Genomic DNA, 19,768 nt, shown 5'->3' with positions numbered 1-19,768 from the left:
GGTGGCAGTCCGCAAAGAAACGCCGCCATGATAACCAGTCGGGGGCCGCTTGTCCGGCCCGGTCGCTCGATGGCCTTAACCGAAAGCAGAATTTGAGTGGAGAAAACCATGAGTGCAGCCCAAAGCGTCGGTCCGCAAGCGTTACCGGCACTGCAGGAACAAGTCGAGCAGATCCTCGCCGAGGCCAAGCGCCAGGGGGCCAGTGCCTGTGAAGTGGCGGTGTCGCTGGAGCAGGGGCTGTCGACTTCGGTGCGTCAGCGGGAAGTGGAAACCGTCGAGTTCAACCGCGACCAGGGGTTTGGCATTACCTTATACGCAGGACAGCGCAAAGGCTCGGCCAGCACTTCGGCCAGCGGCCCGGAAGCGATTCGCGAGACCGTCGCCGCTGCGTTGGCGATCGCCAAGCACACCTCCGAAGATGAAAGCTCGGGGCTGGCCGACAAGGCGTTGATGGCCAGGGACGTGCAGGATTTCGACCTGTTTCACGCCTGGGATATCACCCCGGAGCAAGCCATTGAACAAGCGCTGATCTGCGAGGCGGCGGCCTTTGATACCGACCCTCGGATCAAGAATGCTGACGGCACTACGCTGAGCACCCACCAGGGCTGTCGTGTGTACGGCAACAGCCATGGTTTTATCGGCGGCTATGCGTCCACGCGTCACAGCCTCAGTTGCGTGATGATCGCCGAAGCCAACGGCCAGATGCAGCGTGATTACTGGTACGACGTGAACCGCCAGGGTGATTTGTTGGCGGACCCCGTCAGCATTGGCCAACGGGCTGCCCAACGTGCCGCCAGCCGCCTGGGCGCACGCCCGGTGCCGACCTGTGAAGTGCCGGTGCTGTTTTCTGCAGAGCTGGCCGGTGGTTTGTTCGGTAGCTTTCTGGGGGCGATTTCCGGTGGCAACCTGTATCGCAAGTCGTCATTCCTTGAGGGCGCAATCGGCCAGAAACTGTTTCCTGAGTGGCTGACCATTGATGAGCGCCCGCATTTGATGCGTGCGATGGGCAGTTCTTCGTTCGATGGTGATGGCCTGGCGACCTATGCCAAGCCGTTTGTCGAGAACGGTGAGTTGGTCTCCTATGTGTTGGGCACTTATGCCGGTCGCAAGCTTGGCCTGCCGAGTACCGCCAACTCCGGCGGCGTGCATAACCTGTTTGTAACCCATGGCGATGAGGACCAGGCTGCATTGCTGCGACGCATGGGGCGCGGCTTGCTGGTGACTGAGCTGATGGGCCAGGGCCTGAATATGGTCACCGGCGATTACTCACGGGGCGCGGCAGGTTTCTGGGTGGAAAATGGTGAAATTCAATTCGCCGTCCAGGAAGTGACGATCGCCGGCAACATGCGCGACATGTTCAAGCAGATCGTCGCTGTGGGTAATGATCTGGAACTGCGCAGCAATATCCGCACGGGGTCTGTGCTGATCGAGCGGATGACGGTCGCCGGCAGCTAACCTCTACCGGACTCAACAAAAAGGCGCGCCATCCCAAGGATGGCGCGCCTTTTTTATTGCTCATGGCACGGAGGTTTTAATCGGTCACGCTTGTTTTGATTCTCAATATCATTTAATAATAAATATCATTACCGAGTGAGTGTGGATCATGAGTTCTGTCCTGCATGAGGATCCGTACCTGGAAAGCTGGCGCTGGATGAGCCGCCAGATCCGCTGTGGCCTGGATCCCAATGAACCTCGCCTGATCGAACATTACCTCAATGAAGGTCGATACCTGGCCTGTTGCACCGCGACCCATCCGTGGACGATCGCCGAAACGTCATTTCGCCTGCTGATCGACACCGCCAGCGATATCGCACTGCCCTGGCATTGGCGCTCGATGTGCCTGGACCAGGCGTGGCGCCCGCTGCGCGACCTGGAAAAACTCTCCCACTGTGCCTGCCGCCTCAAGCGCTGGCAGACCTTTGCCTGGCAATTGGCGACCTGCGAATTACTGCCTTCGATTTCCGTTTCTGACTTGGTGCAAGGATCTAATGATGAGTAACACCCGTATCGAACGCGACAGCATGGGCGAACTGCATGTGCCGCAAGACGCGTTATATGGCGCGCAAACCCAGCGTGCGGTGAACAACTTCCCGATCAGTCATCAGCGTATGCCGGCGCAATTCATCCGCGCCCTGATCCTGGCCAAGACGGCTGCGGCCAAGGTCAACGTCGACCTCAAGCAGATCAGCGAAGGGCAGGGCAAGGCCATTGTCGACGCCGCCCAAGGCTTGCTGGAAGGTGATTACATGCAGCACTTCCCGGTGGATATCTTCCAGACCGGTTCTGGCACCAGCTCCAATATGAACGCCAACGAAGTGATTGCGACCCTTGCCAGCCGTTTGCTCGGCGAGGCGGTCAACCCCAATGATCACGTCAACTGCGGCCAAAGCAGCAACGACATTATTCCCACCACCATTCACGTCAGCGCCGCCCTGGTACTGCATGAGCAAACGCTGCCGGCCCTGCTGCACCTGGTGCAAGTGATCGAGCAGAAGGCCGAAGAGGTGCATCCGTTCATCAAGACCGGTCGCACCCACTTGATGGACGCCATGCCGGTACGCATGAGCCAGGTGCTCAATGGCTGGGCGCAACAGCTCAAGGCCAATATCGGCCACCTGCAGGACCTGCTTCCGGCCTTGCAGGCACTGGCCCAGGGCGGCACTGCGGTGGGCACCGGGATCAACGCGCATCCTGAATTTGCCGGGCGTTTCAGTCAGCAACTGAGCCGTTTGACCGGGGTCGAGTTCACGCCAGGCAAGAACCTGTTTGCGCTGATTGGCTCTCAGGACACTGCCGTCGCAGTTTCCGGCCAGTTGAAAGCCACTGCGGTGTCACTGATGAAGATCGCCAATGATCTGCGCTGGATGAACTCCGGCCCACTCGCCGGTCTCGGTGAAATCGAGCTGGAGGGCTTGCAGCCTGGCTCGTCGATCATGCCGGGCAAGGTCAACCCCGTGATACCCGAAGCCACGGCGATGGTGGCCGCGCAGGTTATCGGCAATGACGCTGTCATCACAGTGGCCGGTCAGTCGGGCAACTTCGAACTGAATGTGATGCTGCCGATCATCGCCCAGAACCTGCTCAGCAGCCTTGAATTGCTCGCCAACTCCAGTCGTTTGCTGGCGGACAAGGCCATTGCCAGCTTCAAGGTCAACCAAGCCAAGCTCAAGGAAGCGCTGTCGCGCAACCCGATCCTGGTCACCGCCCTTAACCCGATCATTGGTTACCAGAAGGCCGCTGAAATTGCCAAGCAGGCTTACCAGCAAGGCCGTCCGGTCATCGATGTCGCCCTTGAGCACACCGACCTGCCGCGCAGCCAACTGGAAGTCCTGCTGGACCCCGAAAAGCTCACGGCTGGCGGCGTGTAACTAACGACCCTGCTTTGGAGGCTCACCATGGAGCACTGGAAACGTACGATCGAACGGGCCAATCGCTGCTTTATGGCGGGCGAGTTGGTGGATGCTCGCGAGGCCTATCTGCAAGCCCTGGCCCTGGCTCAGGTATTGTTTGAACGCTGGGCGGATGCCGACGAAGCAGTGGCGGCCTGCGTCATTTCCCATCACAACCTGGCAGACCTGCACTTGCGCCTGAATCAACCCGAGGAAAGCGCGGAATACCTCTGCGCCATTCACCAGCGTTTGTTGCAGACCCTGCAAGACCCGCGGCTCAACCCGAGGTTGCGCGAGGCAGCGTTGCGCCAGAGCAGCAAAACCTACGTCGAGCTGTTGAATTTCATCAGCGATCACGGCGAGTACCCCCGCACCCACCGGTTGCTGGGCGATGCTGCGCCGCAGTCGCCCTCGTCTCACTATGGAGCCCATTGATATGACTTACACCCTGCCGGCCCTGCCTTACGCCTATGACGCCCTTGAGCCGCATATCGATGCGCAAACCATGGAGATTCACTACACCAAGCATCACCAGACCTACATCAATAACCTGAATGCTGCGGTGGAAGGCACCGAATTCGCCGGATGGCCAGTGGAGAAGCTGATTTCCAGCGTACAGAAATTACCGGAGAAATTGCGCGCTGCCGTGGTCAATCAGGGAGGCGGCCACGCAAACCACTCGTTGTTCTGGGCGGTCATGTCGCCTACAGGAGGCGGTAAACCCGAAGGCGCGCTGGGCAAGGCGATCGATGAGCAATTGGGCGGTTTCGACCGTTTCAAGGAGGCATTCACCAAGGCCGCGTTGACCCGTTTCGGCAGTGGTTGGGCCTGGTTGAGCGTGACCCCGCAAGACACCCTGGTCGTGGAAAGCAGCGGCAACCAGGACAGCCCGCTGATGAACGGCAATACGCCCATCCTCGGTCTGGACGTGTGGGAACACGCCTATTACTTGCGGTACCAGAACCGTCGCCCTGAATACATCAATGCGTTCTACAGCGTTATCAACTGGCCGGAAGTTGCTGCCCGCTACCAGGCCGCCTTGGCCTGACATTCACTCCAAAACAAGATCTAAGGGCGACTATGGGCACTGAAACACTGGCGATCAGCAGCGTACGAATGTTCCGTTATGCGTTCGGCTCACTGCTGTTATTGGCAGGGACTGCATTGCTGGTGGCCCATGGGCTGGCCTGGTTGGACCTTGAGCCGCGCATCCTGCGCGCTTTGCAGGGCGGTGCCATTTGCGCGCTTGGCACTGCACTGGGCGCGGTGCCGGTGCTGGTGATCCGGCGGATGCCGGCGGCGTTGAGCGATACCTTGCTGGGCTTCGGCGCGGGCGTGATGCTGGCGGCGACGGCCTTTTCGTTGGTCGTGCCGGGTATTGCCGCGGCCGAAGGCCTGGGGATTTCGCCGTGGGGCGCGGGTGGGCTGATCAGCTTCGGTATCATGCTGGGCGCATTCGGGTTGTATCTGGTAGATCGCAAGGTCTGCGGTGCGAGCCCCGAGATGCTGGTGGGGACGCTGGATAAACCGGTGATCCCGCCGCGCATCTGGCTTTTTGTGTTTGCCATCATCGCGCACAACATTCCCGAAGGTATGGCAGTGGGTGTCTCCGCGGGTGGAGGCATGGCGGATGCCGACAGTCTGGCCATGGGCATTGCGTTGCAGGATGTACCCGAGGGCTTGGTAATTGCGCTGGTACTGGCAGGGGCGGGAATGTCGCGGGTCAAAGCGTTTTTGATTGGCGCCGCATCAGGATTGGTTGAACCGGTATTTGCGGTACTTTGCGCCTGGCTGGTGAGCCTGGCCGAGGTGTTGCTGCCCCTGGGACTGGCGCTGGCCGCCGGTGCAATGTTGTTGGTAGTGACCCATGAAGTGATCCCCGAGTCGCGCCGAAACGGCCACGAAAAGCTAGCGAGCCTGGGGTTATGTATCGGATTTTGCCTGATGATGGTGATGGATACAGCTTTAGGATAAATCCCGTCCTATGTAGGAGCGAGCTTGCTCGCGAAGAATGCCCACGCGCCGCAGGAAACCAGAATGCCCGCATTATCGTTGACGTTCTTCGCGAGCAAGCTCGCTCCTACATCATCGGCGGTTATTCACCTTCATCGAATTTGTTATTGATCAGCTCAACCAATGCGTCCATCGCTTCCTGCTCTTGCTCGCCTTCAGTACTCAGATGAATGCTGGTGCCCTTGCCGGCCGCCAGCATCATCATCGCCATGATGCTCTTGCCATCGACCATGGACTCCGGTGAGCGCCCAGCACGGATCTGGCAGGGGAACTGCCCGGCCACGCCGACGAATTTAGCCGACGCCCGGGCGTGCAGGCCCAGCTTGTTGATGATTTCAATTTCCAGAGCGGGCATCGCGCAGGTGTTCCTTTCAGCTTAGGTCGCGGTGGCGAACCTGGACATTCTTGAGGGTTTGTTGCAGCACCTGGCCCAGCCGTTCAGTCAGGTAAACCGAGCGGTGGTGGCCGCCTGTGCAGCCGATGGCGATGGTCACGTACGCACGATTGCTTGCGGCAAAACGCGGCAACCATTTCAGCAGGTAGCTGGAGATATCCTGGAACATCTCTTCCACATCCGGTTGTGCCGCCAGATAGTCGACGACGGGCTGATCCAGACCGGATTGATCGCGCAACTCCGGCTTCCAATAAGGATTGGGCAGGCAGCGCACATCGAACACCAGGTCGGCATCGACCGGCATGCCACGCTTGAAGCCAAACGACTCGACCAAAAACGCCGTCCCCGGCTCGGGCTGGTTCAAAAGGCGCAACTTGATCGCATCGCGCAACTGATACAGGTTCAGGTTGGTGGTGTTGATTTTCAAGTCGGCCAGATCAATGATCGGCCCCAGCAGCTTGGTCTCGTCTTCAATGGCTTCGGCCAGGGAGCGGTTGGCGCTGCTCAGCGGATGGCGTCGACGGGTTTCGGAGAAACGCTTGAGCAAGGTTTCTTCATCGGCATCCAGGTACAGCACATCGCAATGAATGTGCTTGGCGCGCACCTCTTCGAGCAGCTCTGGAAACCGCGAGAGGTGGCTGGGCAGGTTGCGGGCGTCGATCGACACAGCGACCAGCGGTTGCGCCAGTTCGGTGTGGATAAGAGCGCGTTCTGCCAACTCCGGCAGCAGACCCGCCGGCAGGTTGTCGATGCAATAGAAACCGTTGTCCTCAAGCACATTGAGGGCGGTGCTTTTACCTGAGCCGGAGCGGCCGCTGACGATGATCAAACGCATGATTACTGCCCGTTTTGTTCATCCAGGACGACCTGATACAGCGCCTCGCTGCTGCTGGCACTGCGCAACTTGTCACGTACTTCCTTGCGGTCGAGCATACTGGCTATCTGACGAAGCAGTTCCAGGTGCGCATCGGTGGCGGCTTGCGGGACCAGCAGCACGAACAGCAGGTCAACCGGGGCACCGTCGATGGCGTCGAAGTCGATGGGTTTTTCCAGGTGCAGAAGGGCGCTGACCGGGGTCTCGCAGCCTTCGAGACGGCAGTGAGGAATGGCGATGCCGTTGCCAAAACCGGTGGAGCCGAGTTTTTCACGGGCAATCAGAGCCTCGAAAACATCTTGCATCTCCAGCTCAGGCACTTGGCTGCTGATCAGGTTGGCAATTTGTTCGAGGGCGCGCTTTTTACTGCCGCCCGGCACGTTCACGAGGGAACGGCCGGGGGTCAGGATGGTTTCAAGTCGGATCATGGGGGGAGAGTTAACGACCTGTGCCTTGGAGCAGGCTCAGATTCTTTTCCTTATGCTTTTTGAGTTGGCGGTCGAGCTTGTCGGTGAGCAAGTCAATCGACGCATACATGTCTTCATGCTCTGCATTGGCAACCACTTCGCCACCGGGGATCTGGAGGGTCGCTTCGATTTTCTGCTGAAGCTTGTCGACCTTCATGATGACCTGCACGTTGGTGATCTTGTCGAAATGGCCTTCAAGTTTCCTCAGCTTCTGCTCGACATAGTCGCGCAGTGGAGGAGTGACTTCTACATGGTGTCCACTGATGTTGACTTGCATACAGCTTCTCCTTCGTTGCCAGTGCATAAAGCGGCGGGTGGGAATACCCGCCACTGGAACGCTGTGGCCCGCCTGTCACATCAACCGCTTGCGCTCGCTGGAAGGCGCGATACCAAGAGACTCGCGGTACTTGGCGACGGTTCGACGGGCGACCTGAATGCCTTGTGCCTCCAGTAAACCAGCGATCTTGCTGTCACTCAACGGCTTTTTCTGATTTTCCGCGGCAACCAGTTTTTTGATGATCGCGCGGATCGCCGTGGACGAGCATTCGCCGCCTTCGGAGGTGCTGACGTGGCTGGAAAAAAAGTATTTCAGCTCATAAATACCGCGCGGGGTATGCATGAACTTTTGCGTGGTCACCCGTGAAATCGTCGATTCATGCATGCCGACTGCTTCGGCGATATCGTGCAACACCAAAGGCTTCATGGCTTCGTCGCCGTATTCCAGGAAGCCGCGCTGGTGCTCGACAATTTGGGTAGCGACTTTCATCAGGGTTTCGTTGCGGCTTTGCAGGCTCTTGATGAACCACCGCGCTTCCTGCAACTGGTTGCGCATGAAGGTGTTGTCGGCGCTGGTATCGGCGCGGCGCACAAAGCCTGCATATTGCGGGTTGACCCGCAGGCGTGGCACCGACTCCTGGTTCAACTCCACCAGCCAGCGCTCGTTGTCCTTGCGCACGATCACGTCGGGAACCACGTATTCGGCTTCGCTGGATTCAATCTGCGAGCCCGGGCGCGGGTTGAGGCTCTGCACCAGCTCAATGACCTGGCGCAAGTCGTCTTCCTTGAGCTTCATGCGGCGCATCAACTGGCTGTAGTCGCGGCTGCCCAGCAGATCGATGTAGTCGCTGACCAGGCGCTGGGCCTCTGTGAGCCAGGGCGTCTTGGCCGGCAGTTGGCGCAGTTGCAGCAAGAGGCACTCACTGAGCGTGCGGGCGCCGATGCCGGCGGGCTCGAATTGCTGGATGCGGTGCAGGACGGCTTCAATCTCGTCCAGCTCGATGTCCAGCTCCGGGTCGAAGGCTTCGAGGATCTCGTCGAGGGTTTCGTCCAGGTAACCCTGGTTATTGATGCAATCGATCAGCGTAACCGCGATCAGGCGATCAGTGTCCGACATCGGCGCCAGGTTGAGTTGCCACAGCAAGTGGCTCTGCAGGCTCTCGCCGGCCGAAGTGCGGGTGGTGAAGTCCCACTCGTCATCATCATTGCTCGGCAGGCTGCTTGCGCTGGTCTGGTACACGTCTTCCCATGCGGTATCCACGGGAAGCTCGTTGGGAATGCGTTCGTTCCATTCGCCTTCTTCCAGGTTGTCCACTGTAGGGGCGGTTTCCTGGTAGGAGGGTTCCTGCACGTCGGGGTTGGGTTTTTGCTCGATGTTGTCGGCCAGCGGGTCGGCATTGTCGAAGTCGTCGCCTTCTTCCTGGCGTTCGAGCATCGGATTGGACTCCAGGGCCTCCTGGATTTCCTGCTGCAGGTCCAGGGTCGACAATTGGAGCAGGCGGATGGCCTGTTGCAGCTGCGGTGTCATCGTCAGCTGCTGGCCCATTCTCAGGACTAGCGATGGTTTCATGGCAGGGGCTTAACACCTTATTCGCCGGCGCAATGCGCCATCCACGACAGGGCGCGTGAGCGCCAAACATAAGCAAATTATATGCCTGATATCAGGGCCTTTGCCTAGAGCGCGGTAACAATAAAAAAACCAAGGTTTCTATTGACTCCTGCGCGCTCCGGCAAAAGGCGCGATATCACTTCGTCTACAGGCGGAACTCGTGACCCAGGTAAACTTCCTTGACCAGCTCATTGGCCAGGATGGTCTCGGCGTCGCCTTCAGCAATCAACTGGCCATCGTTGACGATATAGGCGGTTTCACAGATATCCAGCGTCTCACGGACGTTGTGGTCGGTGATCAGCACACCAATGCCCTTGGCCTTGAGGTGGTGAATGATCTGCTTGATATCGCCCACCGAAATCGGGTCAACACCGGCAAACGGTTCATCCAGCAGGATGAACTTCGGTGCGGTGGCCAGGGCGCGGGCGATTTCCACGCGGCGGCGCTCACCACCGGACAAGCTCATGCCGAGGTTGTCGCGAATGTGGTTGATGTGGAACTCCTGCAACAGGCTTTCCAGCTCTTTGCGGCGGCCGTCGCGGTCGAGTTCCTTGCGGGTCTCGAGGATCGCCATGATGTTGTCGGCCACCGACAGTTTGCGGAAGATCGATGCTTCCTGGGGAAGATAGCCGATACCGGCGCGTGCACGACCGTGCATGGGCTGGTGGCTGACGTCCAGGTCGTCGATCAATACGCGACCCTGATCGGCCTGGACCAGCCCGACAATCATATAGAAGCAGGTGGTCTTGCCGGCACCGTTGGGGCCGAGCAAACCGACGATCTGGCCGCTGTCGATCGACAGGCTGACATCACGTACCACCTGACGGCTTTTATAGGCCTTGGCCAGGTGCTGGGCTTTCAGGGTCGCCATTACTCGGCCTTCTTCTTCGGCTGGATAACCATGTCGATGCGTGGACGAGGTGCGGTGACCTTGTTGCCATTGGCGCGACCGGCCTGAGCGACCTGGGTCTTGGTGTTGTAGACGATTTTCTCGCCTTCGGTCGAGTTGCCGTCGGCGCTGAGCACTTTGGCCTGGTCGATCAGGACGATGCGATTCTGCTGGGCATGGTATTGAATGGTCTTGCCGTAGCCTTTCATCGGGCCTGGATCTTCTGCCTTTTGCTTCTGTTCGAAGTAAGCCAGGTTGCCCACTGAGGTTACGACATCGATATCGCCGGCCTGGGTGCGCGTCAGGGTCACCGTATTACCGGTAATCTTCATCGAGCCCTGGGTAATGATCACACCGCCGGTGTAGGTGGCTACACCTTGCTTGTCATCGAGCTGCGCATCGTCAGCCGAGATGTGGATCGGTTGCTGGCTATCGTTCGGCAGAGCCCAGGCGCTCACGCTTCCCAGTGCTGCGCCCAGACCGAGCAAAATAGGGAGAGTTTTAACGAGCCTCATACTGTCCTCTTACGTTCGATAGCAGGTGTATCCTGCTTTCTTTCAAATACGCTTTCATTCCCTTGCCAGTCGATACACCGCCAGCGCCGTCGATTCTAACGTCTTGCTCGGTCTGCGCATATTGCTTCTGTGGGAATACGGTCATGCGACTGCTGGTAATGATGGTGTCGCGGTTCTGCGCGTCTGTACGTGCGACGCGAACCGAGTCGATCAGTTCAACTTCGGTACCGTCCGGGTTGACCTCGCCACGCTTGCTGGTGACATGCCATGGAAATTCGGTGCCGCGATACAGGTTCAGGTCCGGATTGGTCAGCAGGCTGACTTCAGAGGCCTTCAAGTGCTCGACCTTGTCCGACGTCATTTCATACTGCACCTTGCCGTCCGGCAGGAACTGAATGCTGTAGGCGTTGGTGGCGTAATAGTCGATAACACCTTCGTCAACCTGCGCAACAGGCTTGTCGAGAAAGCGCTCCGGGCTGATATTCCAGTAGCCCACCGCCAGGAACAGCGCGGCAATGACCCCGAACAGCAGGAAGTTGCGAATCTTTTTGCTCAGCATATAACGCTCTATAGGTAGGCGGCGTGGGCTGCTTCAAGGCTGCCCTGGGCACGCAGGATCAACTCGCAGAACTCGCGGGCAGCACCTTCGCCGCCACGGGCGGTGGTGATGCCATGGGCGTGTTCGCGCACAAACGCCGCGGCATTCGCGACCGCCATGCCCAGGCCCACCCGGCGAATCACCGGCAGGTCGGGCAGGTCGTCACCCAGATAGGCGACTTGTTCATAGCTTAGGTTGAGTTGGCCAAGAAGCTCGTCCAGTACCACCAGTTTATCCTCGCGGCCCTGATACAGGTGAGCAATTCCGAGGTTTTGTGCGCGGCGTTCCACAACCGGCGTCTTTCGACCGCTGATAATCGCCGTTTGCACGCCCGCCGCCATCAGCATCTTGATGCCCTGGCCATCGAGCGTATTGAATGTCTTGAATTCGCTGCCGTCTTCGAGAAAGTACAGGCGGCCGTCGGTCAGTACGCCGTCAACGTCGAAAATCGCCAGCTTGATATTTTTACCGCGTTGCAACAGATCGCTGGTCATTTACATCACTCCTGCGCGCAGCAAGTCGCCAAGGTTTAGGGCTCCGATCGGTCGATCATCGTTATCGACGACGATCAGCGCACCGATCCGGTGGTCTTCCATGATTTTCAGCGCTTCAGCCGCGAGCATTTCAGCGCGGGCGGTCTTGCCGTGGGGTGTCATCACCGCGTCGATGGTCGCGGTGTGAATATCGATGGTGCGGTCCAGTGTGCGGCGCAGATCACCGTCGGTGAATATCCCGGCCAGGCGCCCGTCAGCTTCCAGGATTGCCGTCATGCCCAGGCCCTTGCGGGTCATTTCCATCAGCGCATCCCTGAGCAGGGTGCCGCGTGGAACGCTTGGCAGTTCGGCACCCGAATGCATGACATTTTCCACTTTAAGTAGCAAACGACGGCCGAGGGCGCCGCCTGGATGGGAAAATGCGAAATCTTCAGCGGTAAACCCTCGGGCCTCCAGCAGCGCCACCGCGAGGGCATCGCCCATGACCAGTGCGGCAGTGGTGGAGGACGTCGGTGCCAGGTTCAACGGGCAGGCCTCATGGGCCACGTGCACGTTGAGGTTGACGTCGGCGGCCTTGGCCAGGGTCGATTCCGGGTTGCCGGTGAGGCTGATCATCTGGATGCCCAGACGCTTGATCAACGGCAGCAAGGTCACGATTTCGTTGGTGGTGCCCGAGTTGGACAGCGCCAGAATCACGTCATCCTTGGTGATCATGCCCATGTCGCCGTGGCTGGCTTCGGCCGGGTGTACGAAAAAAGCGGTGGTGCCGGTGCTTGCCAGGGTGGCGGCGATCTTGTTGCCGATGTGGCCGGATTTACCCATGCCGACCACGACAACACGGCCCTTGCTGGCCAGGATCATCTCGCAGGCGCGCACGAAATCCGCGTTGATATGGGCCAGCAAGCCCTCTACGGCTTCAAGCTCTAGACGGATGGTGCGTTGTGCGGATTGAACAAGCTCGCTGGATTGGCTCATGTCTGAAATCGTATAGCCTGACGAAAAGGCGGCGATTATAGCGGTAATGATCAATTCCCTCACGTAAGTTCGTCAGGCTTTGTGCGCGAAGTTCCAGCCAATCACCTTCGGTAACGGTTATTCCCTGTCCTAAATCTGAACGAGCGCTGTTCCGGCCTTGGGGGCTCTGCACCAGCGGTGATATAGTTCGCCGCCAGTTCGGTCCGCCCAACCCATGTGCCTAATTATTGCGCATCCGTTGCAAACCAAAGTCGCACACATGGTGTCTGAGTGAAAGGCTGCATCCCAAGGAGATTAGATGAGTGCCGATAACGCCTACGCGGTCGAGCTGAAGGGCCTTACCTTCAAGCGCGGTTCGCGCAGCATCTTCAATAACGTCGATATTCGCATTCCTCGCGGCAAGGTCACGGGCATCATGGGGCCTTCCGGTTGCGGCAAGACCACCCTGTTACGCCTGATGGGCATGCAATTGCGCCCCAGTGCCGGCGAAGTGTGGGTCAACGGCCAGAACCTGCCGACGCTGTCGCGCAGCGATCTGTTCGATGCGCGCAAGCATATGGGCGTGCTGTTCCAGAGCGGCGCGCTGTTTACCGACCTCGATGTGTTTGAAAACGTAGCCTTCCCGCTGCGGGTGCATACCCAGCTGTCCGATGAAATGATTCGTGACATTGTGTTGCTGAAACTGCAGGCCGTTGGCCTTCGCGGTGCCATCGACCTGATGCCTGACGAATTGTCCGGCGGTATGAAGCGACGTGTAGCGCTGGCACGAGCCATTGCCCTCGACCCGCAAATCCTCATGTACGACGAGCCATTCGTGGGTCAGGATCCGATCGCCATGGGCGTGCTGGTGCGCCTGATCCGCCTGCTCAACGATGCATTGGGTATCACCAGTATCGTGGTCTCCCACGATCTGGCCGAAACCGCGAGCATCGCCGACTACCTGTATGTAGTGGGTGATGGCCAGGTGCTGGGGCAGGGTACGCCTGAAGAGCTGATGAACGCCGATAACCCGCGCATCCGCCAATTCATGACCGGCGATCCCGATGGCCCGGTGCCTTTTCACTTTCCGGCAGCGGACTACCGCTCAGATCTTCTGGGGAAGCGCTGATGCGCAAGACATCTCTTATCGAAAAGGTTCGCCTTTTCGGTCGCTCGGGCATCGACATCGTCGAAGTCCTGGGGCGTTCGACCATTTTCCTGTTCCACGCCTTGCTGGGTCGCGGCGGCATCGGCGGCGGCTTCGGCCTGCTGCTCAAGCAGCTGCATGCGGTGGGGGTGATGTCTCTGGTGATTATTGTGGTCTCCGGGGTGTTCATCGGCATGGTGCTGGCGCTGCAGGGCTTCAACATCCTGTCCAGCTACGGCTCCGAGCAGGCAGTAGGCCAGATGGTGGCCTTGACTCTGCTGCGTGAGCTTGGCCCGGTGGTCACTGCCTTGCTGTTCGCAGGGCGCGCAGGTTCGGCGCTGACCGCCGAAATCGGCAACATGAAGTCCACCGAGCAGCTGTCCAGCCTGGAAATGATCGGCGTGGACCCGCTCAAGTACATTGTTGCTCCGCGCCTGTGGGCCGGCTTCATTTCCCTGCCATTGCTGGCGATGATTTTCAGCGTGGTGGGTATCTGGGGCGGTTCGTGGGTGGCGGTTGACTGGTTGGGCGTCTATGACGGTTCCTACTGGGCCAACATGCAAAACAGCGTGACCTTCACCGGTGACGTGCTCAACGGCATCATAAAGAGCATTGTCTTTGCCTTTGTGGTGACCTGGATTGCCGTATTCCAAGGCTATGACTGCGAGCCCACCTCAGAAGGGATCAGTCGTGCCACTACCAAGACCGTTGTGTACGCCTCGCTGGCGGTACTGGGCCTTGACTTCATTTTGACCGCCTTGATGTTTGGAGATTTCTGATGCAAAACCGCACTGTGGAGATCGGTGTCGGCCTTTTCTTGCTGGCTGGCATCCTGGCTTTACTGTTGTTGGCCCTGCGAGTCAGCGGCCTGTCGGCCAGCCCTACCGCCGACACCTATAAACTTTACGCATACTTCGACAATATCGCCGGTTTGACGGTCAGAGCTAAAGTGACCATGGCCGGCGTTACCATCGGCAAGGTCACGGCCATCGATCTGGATCGCGACAGCTTCACCGGGCGAGTGACCATGCAGTTGGACAAGAAGGTAGATAATCTGCCAACCGACTCCACGGCATCTATCCTCACTGCGGGGCTGCTGGGCGAGAAATACATCGGTGTCAGCGTGGGCGGGGAAACAGCCTTGCTCAAGGATGGCTCGACAATCCACGACACACAGTCGTCGTTGGTACTTGAAGACCTGATCGGTAAATTCCTGCTCAATACGGTCAATAAAGACGCTAAATGAGGAATCTGTTCATGATCTCTACCTTGCGACGTGGCCTGCTGGTGCTGCTGGCGGCGCTGCCGCTGATGGCTAACGCGGCAGGTTCTGCTCACGACCTGGTGCAGGATACGACCAACAAAATGTTGGCCGACCTGACTGCCAACAAAGAAAAGTACAAGCAAGACCCAAGTCAGTTTTATAACGCGCTCAATACCATTGTCGGCCCGGTAGTCGATGCCGAGGGCATTTCGCGCAGCATCATGACGGTGAAGTATTCGCGCAAGGCAACACCTGCGCAGATGCAGACCTTCCAGGAAAACTTCAAGCGCGGCCTGTTCCAGTTCTACGGTAACGCGTTGCTTGAGTACAACAACCAGGGCATTACCGTCGCACCTGCCGGCGATGAGTCGGGCGATCGCACCAGCGTCAACATGAGCGTCAAGGGCAACAACGGTGCTGTCTACCCTGTGCAGTACACGCTGGAGAAGGTCAAGGGCGAGTGGAAACTGCGCAACGTGATCATCAACGGCATCAACATCGGCAAACTGTTCCGTGATCAGTTCGCCGACGCGATGCAGCGCAACGGTAACGACCTGGACAAGACCATCAACGGTTGGGCAGGCGAAGTCGCCAAAGCCAAGGAAACCTCCGATAAAGAAGCCGGGAAGGCTGCGCAATGACCGAGACAGCCGTTCGTATCGGCGACGCCGGCGAGCTGTTGCTCAGCGGCGTGCTGGATTACCGTACCGGGCCTGACCTGCGCAAGCAGGGCCAGGCACTGATCAAGGCCAGCGGCGCGCCTGCGCTGGTGGTTGACTGTTCGGCGGTGACCAAATCCAGCAGCGTCGGTCTATCGTTGCTGCTTTGCTTCATGCGCGATGCCGAAGCGGCAAAAAAGCCGCTTAGTATCCGTGCCTTGCCGGAAGACATGCGCGAGATTGCCGAGGTTTCAGGCTTGACCGAGCTGTTGGCACACCCTTAATACACATTCATCAGAGAAGCCCCCCGTCAGAGTCCTGCTATGCGGGGTTCGCAGGCGCGGGGCTTTTTTGTATGATGTGCGACCCGTGCGCACTGGGCGCCGATAGAGGTTGAGCATGCAGGCCCTAGAAGTTAAGAGCTTCCTTGAAGGAAAGCTGCCGGAAACGACTGTTGAAGTTGAAGGCGAAGGCTGCAATTTCCAGCTGAACGTGATTAGCGATGAACTGGCGGCATTGAGCCCGGTCAAGCGTCAGCAGCAGATCTATGCCCATTTGAACCCATGGATCACCGATGGCAGCATCCATGCGGTCACTATGAAATTTTTCAGCCGCGCGGCCTGGGCCGAGCGCACCTGAGCCCCCAAGGCGTCGAGATTCTTATGGATAAATTGATTATTACCGGCGGTGCCCGCCTTGATGGCGAGATCCGCATTTCCGGTGCGAAAAACTCCGCCTTGCCGATCCTGGCAGCGACCCTGCTGTGCGATGGCCCGGTGACTGTGGCCAACCTGCCGCACCTGCACGACATTACCACCATGATCGAGCTGTTCGGTCGCATGGGCATTGAGCCGGTGATCGACGAGAAGCTGGCCGTCGAAATCGACCCGCGCACCATCAAGACCCTGATCGCCCCGTACGAACTGGTGAAAACCATGCGTGCGTCGATCCTGGTGCTGGGCCCGATGGTTGCTCGTTTTGGCGAAGCCGAAGTGGCCTTGCCTGGCGGTTGCGCCATTGGTTCGCGTCCGGTCGACCTGCACATCCGTGGCCTTGAGGCCATGGGTGCAGTCATCGACGTCGAAGGCGGCTACATCAAGGCCAAGGCGCCCGAAGGCGGCCTGCGTGGCGCGAACTTCTTCTTTGATACCGTCAGTGTGACCGGTACCGAGAACATCATGATGGCCGCAGCCCTGGCCAAAGGCCGCAGCGTGCTGCAAAACGCCGCCCGTGAGCCGGAAGTGGTCGACCTGGCCAACTTCCTCAACGCCATGGGCGCGAAGGTTTCCGGTGCTGGCACCGACACCATCACCATTGATGGCGTGGAGCGTCTGCACACCGCCACCTACAAGGTCATGCCTGACCGCATCGAGACCGGCACCTACCTGGTTGCCGCCGCCGTGACCGGTGGCCGCGTGAAGGTCAAGGACACCGATCCGACCATCCTTGAAGCCGTTCTGGAAAAACTCAAGGAAGCCGGCGCAGAGATCACCACCGGCGAAGACTGGATCGAGCTGGACATGCACGGCAAGCGGCCAAAAGCCGTCAACGTGCGTACTGCTCCGTACCCGGCGTTCCCAACCGACATGCAAGCGCAGTTCATCTCCCTGAACGCCATTGCCGAAGGTACCGGTGCCGTAATCGAGACCATCTTCGAAAACCGCTTCATGCACGTGTACGAACTGCACCGCATGGGCGCCAAGATCCAGGTCGAAGGCAACACGGCCATCGTCACCGGCATCGACAAGCTCAAGGGCGCGCCAGTCATGGCTACCGACCTGCGCGCCTCGGCCAGCCTGGTAATCTCGGCACTGTGCGCTGACGGCGACACCCTGATCGACCGCATCTACCACATAGACCGTGGTTATGAGTGCATCGAAGAAAAACTGCAGATGCTCGGCGCGAAAATTCGCCGCGTACCGGGCTAGTCCCCGCTGCCCTGTAGGAGCGAGCTTGCTCGCGAAAAACTCATGTACACCGCGTTGACTCTGAGTAAACGCGTTATCGTTGACGTTCTTCGCGAGCAAGCTCGCTCCTACACACTGGTTTGTTCCAAATCGAGGCTGTCATGGCCTCGATCTGTGTCCGGCACTGTTTGTGACCGGACAGCAATAGCCTGATGAAGGACTGACGTTCCCATGTTGACCATCGCACTGTCCAAGGGCCGCATCCTTGACGACACGTTGCCGCTTCTGGCTGAAGCGGGCATCGTGCCGACCGAGAATCCGGACAAGAGCCGCAAGCTGATCATCCCCACGACCCAGGACGACGTACGCCTGTTGATCGTGCGGGCTACCGACGTGCCGACCTACGTTGAACATGGTGCCGCCGACCTCGGTGTCGCGGGTAAGGATGTGCTGATGGAATACGGTGGTCAGGGCTTGTATGAGCCACTGGACCTGCGTATCGCCCTGTGCAAGCTGATGACCGCCGGCCGTGTCGGCGATGTCGAGCCCAAGGGCCGTCTGCGCGTGGCGACCAAGTTCGTCAACGTTGCCAAGCGTTACTACGCCGAACAAGGCCGCCAGGTCGATATCATCAAGCTCTACGGCTCGATGGAACTGGCACCACTGATCGGCCTGGCCGACAAGATCATCGACGTGGTCGACACCGGCAACACCCTGCGCGCCAACGGTTTGGAGCCTCAGGATTTCATTGCCGACATCAGCTCCCGTCTGATCGTCAACAAAGCTTCGATGAAGATGCAGCACGCCCGTATCCAGGCGTTGATCGACACCCTGCGCAAGGCAGTGGAGTCTCGACACCGCGGTTGACTCACCCGCGTAGCTGAAAAGCTACGCCCGTCTATCCGCCTCATAGCCAGAATTCTCAGGTGCCCAAGCGGAAACGACTGCTAGTTTAGGGCGCCTGAGTTTTTGCCAATTCTATTGAGGCCCTCGCTATGACCACGTCCACTGCAATTGCCCGACTCAACGCTGCCGACCCGGATTTCGCCCATCATCTGGATCATCTGCTGAGCTGGGAAAGCGTGTCCGACGATTCGGTCAACCAGCGGGTGCTCGACATTATCAAAGCCGTGCGCGAGCGCGGTGATGCGGCGCTGGTGGACTTTACTCGCCAGTTCGACGGCCTGGACGTCAAGTCAATGGCGGACCTGATCCTGCCCCGCGAACGCCTGGAACTGGCCCTGACGCGTATCACCGCGCCCCAGCGCGAAGCCCTGGAAGTCGCAGCGGCGCGGGTACGCAGCTACCACGAAAAGCAGAAGCAGGATTCCTGGAGCTACACCGAAGCCGATGGCACCGTACTGGGCCAGAAGGTCACGCCGCTGGATCGCGCCGGCCTTTACGTGCCGGGCGGTAAAGCCTCGTATCCGTCGTCCGTGTTGATGAATGCAATCCCGGCCAAAGTGGCGGGTGTCACTGAAGTGGTCATGGTAGTCCCGACCCCTCGTGGCGAAATCAACGAGCTGGTACTGGCTGCCGCCTGCATCGCCGGTGTGGACCGTGTGTTCACCATCGGTGGCGCCCAGGCCGTTGCGGCCCTGGCCTATGGCACTGAAAGCGTGCCGAAGGTCGACAAGGTTGTTGGCCCTGGCAACATCTACGTCGCTACCGCCAAGCGCCATGTGTTCGGCCAGGTCGGTATCGACATGATCGCCGGCCCTTCGGAAATTCTGGTGGTGTGTGACGGCCAGACCGACCCGGACTGGATCGCCATGGACTTGTTCTCCCAGGCTGAGCACGACGAAGATGCCCAGGCGATCCTGGTCAGCCCCGATGCCGAGTTCCTCGACAAGGTCGCCGCCAGCATCAATAAGCTGCTGCCGACCATGGAGCGTGCCGAAATCATCGAGAAGTCGATCAATGGCCGCGGCGCACTGATTCTGGTGCGTGACATGGAGCAGGCCATTGAAGTGGCCAATCGCATCGCGCCAGAACACCTGGAGCTGTCCGTCGCAGACCCGCAGGCCTGGCTGCCGTCGATTCGTCACGCCGGTGCGATCTTCATGGGGCGCCACACCAGCGAAGCCCTGGGCGACTACTGTGCCGGCCCGAACCACGTGCTGCCGACCTCTGGTACGGCGCGTTTTTCATCGCCGCTGGGGGTGTATGACTTCCAGAAGCGTTCGTCGATTATCTTCTGCTCGCCACAAGGTGCTTCCGAGTTGGGCAAGACCGCCTCGGTGCTGGCCCGTGGTGAATCCCTCAGCGCTCACGCACGCAGCGCCGAATATCGCATCCTTGAAGAGAAGGAGAACTGAG

At 59.1% G+C, this 19,768-nt stretch carries 25 protein-coding genes; 15 read left to right on the top strand and 10 right to left on the bottom strand.

Annotated features, from left to right (window positions below; translation table 11 throughout):
* Window positions 1–108: 108 nt before the first annotated feature.
* The 6 genes from pmbA to JFT63_RS14215 all read left to right on the top strand — a co-directional run bounded on the left by pmbA (window position 109) and on the right by JFT63_RS14215 (window position 5,363).
* Entirely contained in the window at window positions 109–1,455 is a 1,347-nt protein-coding gene (gene pmbA, locus JFT63_RS14240; RefSeq protein ID WP_005784818.1) for a metalloprotease PmbA, read from the top strand.
* A gap of 148 nt (window positions 1,456–1,603) precedes the next feature.
* Window positions 1,604–1,999: a hypothetical protein gene (locus JFT63_RS14235; protein ID WP_057701596.1), complete on the top strand. Its 396-nt coding sequence runs from the start codon at window positions 1,604–1,606 to the stop codon at window positions 1,997–1,999.
* Window positions 1,992–3,368 (top strand): class II fumarate hydratase, encoded by a 1,377-nt coding sequence (locus JFT63_RS14230; protein WP_057701595.1) that lies wholly within the window; start codon window positions 1,992–1,994, stop codon window positions 3,366–3,368. Before JFT63_RS14235 ends, JFT63_RS14230 begins: the two co-directional genes overlap by 8 nt.
* Before the next feature lie 27 nt (window positions 3,369–3,395).
* Window positions 3,396–3,824 carry a hypothetical protein gene (locus JFT63_RS14225; RefSeq protein ID WP_057701594.1) on the top strand — a complete coding sequence of 143 codons (429 nt, stop codon included), beginning with the start codon at window positions 3,396–3,398 and terminating at the stop codon, window positions 3,822–3,824.
* Window position 3,825: 1 nt separating this feature from the next.
* On the top strand, window positions 3,826–4,437 hold the full coding sequence (locus tag JFT63_RS14220) for a superoxide dismutase (RefSeq protein ID WP_198844181.1): 612 nt from the start codon (window positions 3,826–3,828) through the stop codon (window positions 4,435–4,437).
* 32 nt (window positions 4,438–4,469) lie between these two features.
* Complete coding sequence (locus JFT63_RS14215; RefSeq protein WP_198844180.1) at window positions 4,470–5,363, top strand: ZIP family metal transporter; 894 nt, start codon at window positions 4,470–4,472, stop codon at window positions 5,361–5,363.
* 121 nt (window positions 5,364–5,484) lie between these two features.
* Here the strand turns inward: JFT63_RS14215 and JFT63_RS14210 are convergent, their stop codons facing one another.
* From JFT63_RS14210 to JFT63_RS14165, 10 genes are all read right to left on the bottom strand, one after another.
* Window positions 5,485–5,757: an HPr family phosphocarrier protein gene (locus JFT63_RS14210; protein WP_057701591.1), complete on the bottom strand. Its 273-nt coding sequence runs from the start codon at window positions 5,755–5,757 to the stop codon at window positions 5,485–5,487.
* A gap of 16 nt (window positions 5,758–5,773) precedes the next feature.
* Window positions 5,774–6,631 carry an RNase adapter RapZ gene (gene rapZ / locus JFT63_RS14205; protein ID WP_003188578.1) on the bottom strand — a complete coding sequence of 286 codons (858 nt, stop codon included), beginning with the start codon at window positions 6,629–6,631 and terminating at the stop codon, window positions 5,774–5,776.
* 2 nt (window positions 6,632–6,633) lie between these two features.
* Complete coding sequence (gene ptsN, locus JFT63_RS14200) at window positions 6,634–7,098, bottom strand: PTS IIA-like nitrogen regulatory protein PtsN (protein WP_057701590.1); 465 nt, start codon at window positions 7,096–7,098, stop codon at window positions 6,634–6,636.
* Between the two features lie 10 nt (window positions 7,099–7,108).
* The gene (hpf, locus tag JFT63_RS14195; protein WP_027604812.1) at window positions 7,109–7,414 is read right to left on the bottom strand and encodes a ribosome hibernation-promoting factor, HPF/YfiA family; all 306 of its coding nucleotides are present in this window, start codon (window positions 7,412–7,414) and stop codon (window positions 7,109–7,111) included.
* Window positions 7,415–7,489: 75 nt separating this feature from the next.
* Window positions 7,490–8,983 carry an RNA polymerase factor sigma-54 gene (locus tag JFT63_RS14190; RefSeq protein ID WP_057701589.1) on the bottom strand — a complete coding sequence of 498 codons (1,494 nt, stop codon included), beginning with the start codon at window positions 8,981–8,983 and terminating at the stop codon, window positions 7,490–7,492.
* 184 nt (window positions 8,984–9,167) lie between these two features.
* Window positions 9,168–9,893 carry an LPS export ABC transporter ATP-binding protein gene (lptB, locus tag JFT63_RS14185; RefSeq protein WP_005784841.1) on the bottom strand — a complete coding sequence of 242 codons (726 nt, stop codon included), beginning with the start codon at window positions 9,891–9,893 and terminating at the stop codon, window positions 9,168–9,170.
* Window positions 9,893–10,426: a lipopolysaccharide transport periplasmic protein LptA gene (lptA, locus tag JFT63_RS14180; protein WP_057701587.1), complete on the bottom strand. Its 534-nt coding sequence runs from the start codon at window positions 10,424–10,426 to the stop codon at window positions 9,893–9,895. Before lptA ends, lptB begins: the two co-directional genes overlap by 1 nt.
* Window positions 10,413–10,985 carry an LPS export ABC transporter periplasmic protein LptC gene (gene lptC / locus JFT63_RS14175; protein WP_057701586.1) on the bottom strand — a complete coding sequence of 191 codons (573 nt, stop codon included), beginning with the start codon at window positions 10,983–10,985 and terminating at the stop codon, window positions 10,413–10,415. Before lptC ends, lptA begins: the two co-directional genes overlap by 14 nt.
* 8 nt (window positions 10,986–10,993) lie before the next feature.
* The gene (locus JFT63_RS14170; RefSeq protein ID WP_005784847.1) at window positions 10,994–11,518 is read right to left on the bottom strand and encodes a KdsC family phosphatase; all 525 of its coding nucleotides are present in this window, start codon (window positions 11,516–11,518) and stop codon (window positions 10,994–10,996) included.
* Complete coding sequence (locus tag JFT63_RS14165; RefSeq protein ID WP_005784849.1) at window positions 11,519–12,493, bottom strand: KpsF/GutQ family sugar-phosphate isomerase; 975 nt, start codon at window positions 12,491–12,493, stop codon at window positions 11,519–11,521.
* A gap of 298 nt (window positions 12,494–12,791) precedes the next feature.
* On the opposite strand from JFT63_RS14165, the gene JFT63_RS14160 reads away from it, so the two are divergent.
* The 9 genes from JFT63_RS14160 to hisD all read left to right on the top strand — a co-directional run bounded on the left by JFT63_RS14160 (window position 12,792) and on the right by hisD (window position 19,767).
* Window positions 12,792–13,601, top strand: a complete 810-nt coding sequence (locus JFT63_RS14160; RefSeq protein WP_005784851.1) for an ATP-binding cassette domain-containing protein — start codon at window positions 12,792–12,794, stop codon at window positions 13,599–13,601.
* Window positions 13,601–14,398, top strand: a complete 798-nt coding sequence (mlaE, locus tag JFT63_RS14155) for a lipid asymmetry maintenance ABC transporter permease subunit MlaE (protein WP_043050763.1) — start codon at window positions 13,601–13,603, stop codon at window positions 14,396–14,398. Before JFT63_RS14160 ends, mlaE begins: the two co-directional genes overlap by 1 nt.
* On the top strand, window positions 14,398–14,865 hold the full coding sequence (gene mlaD, locus JFT63_RS14150; RefSeq protein WP_003171814.1) for an outer membrane lipid asymmetry maintenance protein MlaD: 468 nt from the start codon (window positions 14,398–14,400) through the stop codon (window positions 14,863–14,865). Before mlaE ends, mlaD begins: the two co-directional genes overlap by 1 nt.
* Before the next feature lie 11 nt (window positions 14,866–14,876).
* On the top strand, window positions 14,877–15,524 hold the full coding sequence (locus JFT63_RS14145) for an MlaC/ttg2D family ABC transporter substrate-binding protein (RefSeq protein WP_057701585.1): 648 nt from the start codon (window positions 14,877–14,879) through the stop codon (window positions 15,522–15,524).
* On the top strand, window positions 15,521–15,826 hold the full coding sequence (locus tag JFT63_RS14140) for an STAS domain-containing protein (RefSeq protein WP_198844179.1): 306 nt from the start codon (window positions 15,521–15,523) through the stop codon (window positions 15,824–15,826). Before JFT63_RS14145 ends, JFT63_RS14140 begins: the two co-directional genes overlap by 4 nt.
* A gap of 115 nt (window positions 15,827–15,941) precedes the next feature.
* Window positions 15,942–16,181: a BolA family protein gene (locus JFT63_RS14135; RefSeq protein WP_003188597.1), complete on the top strand. Its 240-nt coding sequence runs from the start codon at window positions 15,942–15,944 to the stop codon at window positions 16,179–16,181.
* 23 nt (window positions 16,182–16,204) lie between these two features.
* A complete protein-coding gene (gene murA, locus JFT63_RS14130; RefSeq protein ID WP_057701583.1) occupies window positions 16,205–17,470 on the top strand; it encodes a UDP-N-acetylglucosamine 1-carboxyvinyltransferase in 1,266 nt (421 codons plus the stop codon).
* Window positions 17,471–17,680: 210 nt separating this feature from the next.
* Complete coding sequence (gene hisG, locus JFT63_RS14125) at window positions 17,681–18,316, top strand: ATP phosphoribosyltransferase (protein ID WP_003188599.1); 636 nt, start codon at window positions 17,681–17,683, stop codon at window positions 18,314–18,316.
* Window positions 18,317–18,444: 128 nt separating this feature from the next.
* Window positions 18,445–19,767: a histidinol dehydrogenase gene (gene hisD / locus JFT63_RS14120; RefSeq protein WP_198844178.1), complete on the top strand. Its 1,323-nt coding sequence runs from the start codon at window positions 18,445–18,447 to the stop codon at window positions 19,765–19,767.
* Window position 19,768 lies beyond the last annotated feature (1 nt).

This window comes from Pseudomonas sp. MF7453 (assembly GCF_016405455.1).
In the GTDB taxonomy this organism is placed as follows: Bacteria; Pseudomonadota; Gammaproteobacteria; order Pseudomonadales; family Pseudomonadaceae; genus Aquipseudomonas; species Aquipseudomonas paralactis.
This window is presented reverse-complemented; position numbering and strand designations above follow the sequence as displayed.